6 protein-coding genes are annotated in these 5,617 nt (G+C 63.6%); 2 read left to right on the top strand and 4 right to left on the bottom strand.

Annotated features, from left to right (window positions below):
• Positions 1–60 precede the first annotated feature (60 nt).
• The gene (locus AWB81_RS39955) at positions 61–543 is read right to left on the bottom strand and encodes a winged helix-turn-helix domain-containing protein (RefSeq protein WP_087135537.1); all 483 of its coding nucleotides are present in this window, start codon (positions 541–543) and stop codon (positions 61–63) included.
• A gap of 406 nt (positions 544–949) precedes the next feature.
• Between AWB81_RS39955 and AWB81_RS39950 the strand changes: the two genes are divergently transcribed.
• Positions 950–1,264 (top strand): hypothetical protein, encoded by a 315-nt coding sequence (locus AWB81_RS39950; protein WP_062643842.1) that lies wholly within the window; start codon positions 950–952, stop codon positions 1,262–1,264.
• Between the two features lie 149 nt (positions 1,265–1,413).
• Positions 1,414–1,755 (top strand): DHCW motif cupin fold protein, encoded by a 342-nt coding sequence (locus AWB81_RS39945; RefSeq protein WP_062643840.1) that lies wholly within the window; start codon positions 1,414–1,416, stop codon positions 1,753–1,755.
• A gap of 79 nt (positions 1,756–1,834) precedes the next feature.
• Here the strand turns inward: AWB81_RS39945 and AWB81_RS39940 are convergent, their stop codons facing one another.
• The 3 genes from AWB81_RS39940 to AWB81_RS39930 all read right to left on the bottom strand — a co-directional run bounded on the left by AWB81_RS39940 (position 1,835) and on the right by AWB81_RS39930 (position 5,333).
• Complete coding sequence (locus AWB81_RS39940; protein WP_062643838.1) at positions 1,835–2,242, bottom strand: DUF3331 domain-containing protein; 408 nt, start codon at positions 2,240–2,242, stop codon at positions 1,835–1,837.
• 240 nt (positions 2,243–2,482) lie between these two features.
• Positions 2,483–3,148 (bottom strand): response regulator transcription factor, encoded by a 666-nt coding sequence (locus tag AWB81_RS39935; protein ID WP_062643835.1) that lies wholly within the window; start codon positions 3,146–3,148, stop codon positions 2,483–2,485.
• Positions 3,138–5,333: a PAS domain-containing sensor histidine kinase gene (locus tag AWB81_RS39930; protein WP_062643833.1), complete on the bottom strand. Its 2,196-nt coding sequence runs from the start codon at positions 5,331–5,333 to the stop codon at positions 3,138–3,140. The genes AWB81_RS39935 and AWB81_RS39930 overlap by 11 nt, the downstream gene beginning before the upstream one ends.
• Positions 5,334–5,617 lie beyond the last annotated feature (284 nt).

Genomic DNA, 5,617 nt, shown 5'->3' with positions numbered 1-5,617 from the left:
CGCAGTCAGCCAATCCGGATCAGTTATCCATTGATCTTCAATAACATAGAGAGGTGAGCATTATGTCTCGAGTCCGCCCGGTCCGAGCAGCGTCACGATCGGGGCGTCGCCGAGCGCTCGCGTGACATCGGCGATCGCCTGTTCGCGTCCGATCAGACGCGCGTGGCGAACCGGCAATCCGACGAGGCGGCTTCGCTGCGCGCGAGCTTCGTGCGCGGATTCGAAAGCCTGAGCTGCAACGCCCGCAACGCCCGCCACTGCAAGCCGATAGCCGCGCCCCGAGATCGTGCGAATGGCGTCTCTGTCCTCGCCGAAAACCTTCCTGAGCGTCGATAGCTGCACATGGATGTTGTTCTCCTCGACGATGGAATTCGGCCACGCGTGGCGCAGGATCTCGTCCTTCGTGACGGTTTTTCCCCGCTCCCTGATGAGGAGTTCGAGGATATCGAATGCACGCGACCCGACCTGCACGGGCAGGCCATCCTGATACACCTCGCGTCTTTCCAGACACACCAGACTCGGCCAATCTTGATCATGCTGCACTCACGCCTGGTTCGTTAGCGGGACGGGGCACGTGCGACGCTTCGGCTGTCGCGGCCAGGCCGGCCGGTACGGATGAGCGTCGTCGTGGCCCATCGTAGTCGCGAGCGGCAAGCGCAACCATCATCCAAAGATATGGTGCGGGACGCGGGCGGAGACAGGTTCGACGCAATGCGAACACCGCCCGCGCGCGACGGCGCATCACACCCAGGTATGAGTCCCTCATCCGACTGGCTGGCGCATCGAGTCGTTCGTAGAATGGTCCGCCTGCCTCGTCTCTTCTAAGCTGATGTCATCGCGTGCCAGTCCCGCTTCATCGTTGAAGCGGTTCAAGTCCGGTCATCGCGTACACCACCTGTCACTTCGAGCACGCGCAGTCCGTCAGGACCTTGCGCCGGGAGAGAACATCATGAACGCCATGCGCGCGATACGATTCGGACCGGGCTTCGCAGCGGTCGCCACCTGTCTCACGATCGCCGCATGGTGTGGCGCGAGCGCGCCGGGGTATCGGCAGGCACTCGACAACGTGGGCCGCGACGCCCAGTTGCCGCTCGAGCGGATCGCAGTGTCCAGCACCGACATCGCCAAGCCTGAATCGGCTCCGCCCTCGGACCGGCGCATCGCCGCTTCGGTACACGGCCGGCGCGAATCGCCGCGGCCGCGCGCGTCGTATCGGCGACGCGGCTTCTATCGGTCGATCCCCGACGCGAAGTACTGGACGTAATCTTGCCCATCCGACGATTGCGAAGCCTCCGGACGGCACAAGGCAGTGTCGCGAGCCCGGGGAACTCCAGCGCAGTGATAGACTGTCCCGCCACTCTGGGCCGCCCGGCATACAGAGGGACACCAAATTGCCTGAAGGAAAATCGCCGCATGAAAATGGAAGCATTCGGCTTCGGTACCACGGACTGGACGGAGATCGAACGAACAGAACACACGGGTGAAACGGGCACTGCCTACTGGAGAACCCGTTTCTTCGGTGACGGAGAAAGCAGGATTCGCGTGCGGATGGTCGAGTACACGCCCGGCTATCTCGCAGATCACTGGTGCAAGAAAGGTCACGTGCTCCTGTGTCTGGAAGGCGAACTGGAAACCACCCTCGAAGACGGCCGCAAATTCGTCCTGACCGCCGGGATGAGCTATCAGGTGGGCGACAACGCAGAAGCGCATCAGTCGTACAGCAAGGCGGGCGCGAAGCTGTTTATCGTTGACTGATGGGACGTTGCCAGCCTGGCATGCAAAACAAAATCCGCTGCATGATTCATGCAGCGGATTTTTTTATCGCACGAGCAGATCAGAGCGTGGGCGCTTCTTCGAGCACCGAGCGAAGGATCATCGCGTCGCTATTGATCGGCATCGGGCGGCACGAACGCGGCTTGTAGATTGCGTCACCCGGGCGGATCGGGCGCTTGCTCATCGCGCACACACCCGCCACGCGCGCACGGCTCGTGCGCCAGACCTGATCGCCATAGCAGCAATGCGTCGGATCGCGCCACTCGATCGTCGCGGTCGAGCGTGACGGCCGATCGATCAGGCGAACCTGCACGCCCTGCAGTTGTGCCGCGACCTGCGGCCGGCACGTCGTCGGCCTGCCTTCGCTCGCCTCAGCGCGCCTGCCGCTGGCGCCGCTGACACCCGACAGGAGCGAGAGCAAACCGATGGTCTGCATCCACGGATCGATGAAATTCGCATTCGGCTGCATCTTCGCACTCCTCGTCCTCGTTCAGAAATCCGTTGATCGTCGAGTCACGACTCGCTTCGAAGCGAGCGCCACATGACTCCAAGTTATCGCGGCGCCTCGCGTCCGACCAGCCGTACATAAGGTTGCGCAGTGCACCCGATGGTTGGCTCGTCTCATATCAAGGTTTAGTGTCGCCGTGCAACGGACGAGCGCCCGCACGGCTCATGCGTGCGCATGAGCCTGCAAACCATCATGGAATGTTCAGCTGCGCTGCGTGCGCGGTGGTGTCGTGGCGCCTTCCGGCATCTTCACGCCGAGCGCTTCGGCCTTGAGCACGAAATCGGCAAGAGAGCGCGCGCCCATCTTCTTCATCGCCTGTCCGCGATGAATCTTCACGGTGATCTCGCTCAGGTTCAGCTCCGCGGCAATCTGCTTGTTCATCAAACCGGAAGCCACGTATGCCATCACCTCGCGTTCGCGCGGCGTGAGCGACTCGTAGCAACGGCGCAAGTCGGCGACCGAGCGGCTGGCCGCGCGCCGTTCCTCGTCGCTCGCGAGCGCATGCTCGACTGCATCGAGCATGTCCTGGTCGCGAAACGGCTTCGCGAGAAAATCCTTTGCACCCGCCTTCATCGCCTTCACGGTCATCGCGATGTCGCCGTGCGCGGTCATGAAGACTATCGGCAGACCAAGCTCGCTCGCAGCGATCTGTTCCTGCACAGCAAGCCCGCTCTGCCCCTTGAGGCGAACGTCGAGAATCAGGCAGCTCGGGACATCGGGCATGTCGAACTCGAGGAAGTCATGCGCGGACGCAAAGGTCTCGACATTCAGTCCCACCGAACGCAGCAGCATCCTGACCGCGTCGCGCATCGACTCGTCGTCGTCCACCACGTAGACGATCGCGTTGCTGATCTTTTCACTGCTCATCACATGCCTCCTCGACCGGCAGCACGAACTGCAGCCGCGCTCCGCCTTCTTCCGGCGATTCGGCCCAGATCCGTCCGCCATGCGCCTCGACGATCGATCGGCAGATCGACAGCCCCATGCCCATGCCTTCGGCCTTCGTCGTAAAGAACGCATCGAAGAGCCGGCTCGCGTTGTCTTCCCGGATGCCCGTGCCCGAGTCCTGCACGATCACCTGCGCATGCCTTGCATCGAAGCGGCGCGTCGCGATGCAGAGCCTGCGCGGGCCGCTCACGTCGGACATCGCCTGAGCGCCGTTCATCATCAGGTTGATGAGCACCTGCTGCAACTGCACGCGGTCGCAGCACACGATGGGCGTCGGCGTCGCGAGGTCGACCTGCACGTCGACGCGATGACGCTCCAGTTCGCGCCGCACCAGTTCGACCGATTCGCCGACGATCTCGTTCAGATCGAGCGTCGCGGGCAGGCTGTCGCGTTTCTTCGCCATCGCGCGGATGCGCTGGATGACTTCGCTCGCACGCTTCGCGTCACGAATCATCTGGGTAATCGATTGCTGCGCTTCGGCCAGATCCGGGGTCGGGCGGTTGAGCCAGCGCAGCGAAGCGTCGCCGCACGTGACGATCGCCGCGATCGGCTGCGTGACCTCGTGCGCAATCGACGCCGCCAGCTCGCCGAGCATCGTGATACGCGTCACGTGCGCGAGCTCGGCGGTCGATCGCGCGAGCGCTTCCTGCGCGAGCTTGGTCTCGGTGACATCCATCAGCGCGCCGACATACTCGATGCCCTCCGCTGCCGGCGCCGCGAGATGCGCGACGTAGTGCACGTACTTGACGCTGCCATCGGGCATCGCGAGCCGGTGCTTGACGTCGACTTGCGGCGCGCCGCCGACCGCCTGCCGATACGCGCCCTGTACGATTGCGAGGTCGTCGGGATGGGTGCGTGCGAGGATCAGTTCCATCGACGGCACGACGTCCCGCGCGTAATCGAAGATCCGGTAGGATTCGTCGGACCACCACATCTCGCCATCGGGCAGGCGCGTCGCGATGCTGCCGGTGCGGCTCAGGCGTTGTGCGTCGAGCAGAAACGCCTCGCTGCGTTCGAGTGCCTGTTCCGCCTGCTTGCGTTCCTCGATATCGGTGTTCACGCCGTACCAGCGGCAGATCGCCCCCGTGCTGTCGCGCAACGGCTCGGCGCCGATATGCATCCAGCGATAGACACCGTCACTGCCACGGATACGCGAGACGTTTTCGAACGAAGAGCCCGTTTCGATCGCCGTGCGCCAGTCCTGCTGCATCTGCGCCAGATCGGACGGATGGACGATCGTGGGCCACACGTCGATGTCGCCCTCGCCGAGCGTCACGCCCATGTCGTTCCAGCGCCGGTTGACGAACGTGAGCCGCCCGTCGCTCGACGAACTCCACACCATGCCCGGGATCGCGTCGATCGTGTTGCGAAGCTCTTCCCGCTGACGCTGCAACTCGGCTTCCATCCGCTTGCGCGCAGTGATGTCGTTGCTCGTTGCAAGCACGGTGCGCGGCGCGCCCTTCTCGTCGCGCCACAGCGCCCAGCGGCTGGAAATGACGACCTCGCTGCCGTCGTGCCGCACGCGCTCGAGTTCGCCCTCCCAGCGACCCGAGCGCAGCAGTTCCTCGCGAATCTTCGCGAACGGCACGGGAAAGGTGGTCTGCGTCAGCTGATGAATCGGCTGTCCGATCGCCTCCTGCGCACTCCAGCCGTAGAGCGCTTCGGCGCCACGGTTCCAGAACGTAATGCGCTGGTTCATGTCGTACGCGACGATCGCATCGTGGGCAAGGTCGAGCAGTTCGAGCTGCTCGTGCAGGGTGGTCGTCGCAGCGAGGTTCCTCAGCGTGAGCACCGAAGTCGTGGCAATCGCGAGCAGGCTCACCACGCAACGCGCGACCGCCCCGTTCGAATAGTTCACGTCGTGCGACAGGACGAATCCCGCAAGCGTCAGCGCGACGCAGCCCCAGGCGGTCGCCACCGTCGCGGGGCGGTTGCCGGTCGATGCCACGAGCAGCACCACCACGACATAAAGCACCGCGATCGCGATGTCGAGCGGTGTCAGCGCATCGATCAGGAACACGGCGAGCGCGATCACGGCGGCGAGCGTCAGGGCGACGCGCGCATCGCGGCGCACGGGGCGGGGAGCGCTGCTGAGCGTATCCATCGCGGTCACGTCAGCCGGGCAACATGCGGATAACGGAACGAAGCGTAGAGAGCGGCACGGACATAAGCGTTCGATAAGGTGTTCGTTGGCGAATACCGGCAACCTGCGTGTCGTGACAGGAGTCGTGGCACGCGACTTCAGCGGCCGGTGGTTGTGAGTCTGAACGTGATCATGCGCGAGTGCGCCCGGGCAAGGTACTTAATTTATGGTTCGTCAGTAAAAACTGTGGGTCGACGGAGGCTCGGGTAGTTTTCCAAGTGCATGATAAAGCGCGATTTCTGTCG

It is taken from the genome of Caballeronia arationis (genome assembly GCF_001544975.2).
Taxonomy (GTDB): domain Bacteria; phylum Pseudomonadota; class Gammaproteobacteria; order Burkholderiales; family Burkholderiaceae; genus Caballeronia; species Caballeronia arationis.
Note: the sequence above shows the minus strand (reverse complement) of the source record. Positions and strands in the feature narration are given on the sequence as shown.

Excerpts from the sequence above, each read along its gene's own strand:
- AWB81_RS39950 (WP_062643842.1), top strand. The coding sequence starts at position 950 with ATGAACGCCATGCGCGCGATACGATTCGGACCGGGCTTCGCAGCGGTC.
- AWB81_RS39935 (WP_062643835.1), bottom strand. The coding sequence starts at position 3,148 with ATGAGCAGTGAAAAGATCAGCAACGCGATCGTCTACGTGGTGGACGAC.
- AWB81_RS39930 (WP_062643833.1), bottom strand. The coding sequence starts at position 5,333 with ATGGATACGCTCAGCAGCGCTCCCCGCCCCGTGCGCCGCGATGCGCGC.
- AWB81_RS39945 (WP_062643840.1), top strand. The coding sequence starts at position 1,414 with ATGAAAATGGAAGCATTCGGCTTCGGTACCACGGACTGGACGGAGATC.
- AWB81_RS39940 (WP_062643838.1), bottom strand. The coding sequence starts at position 2,242 with ATGCAGCCGAATGCGAATTTCATCGATCCGTGGATGCAGACCATCGGT.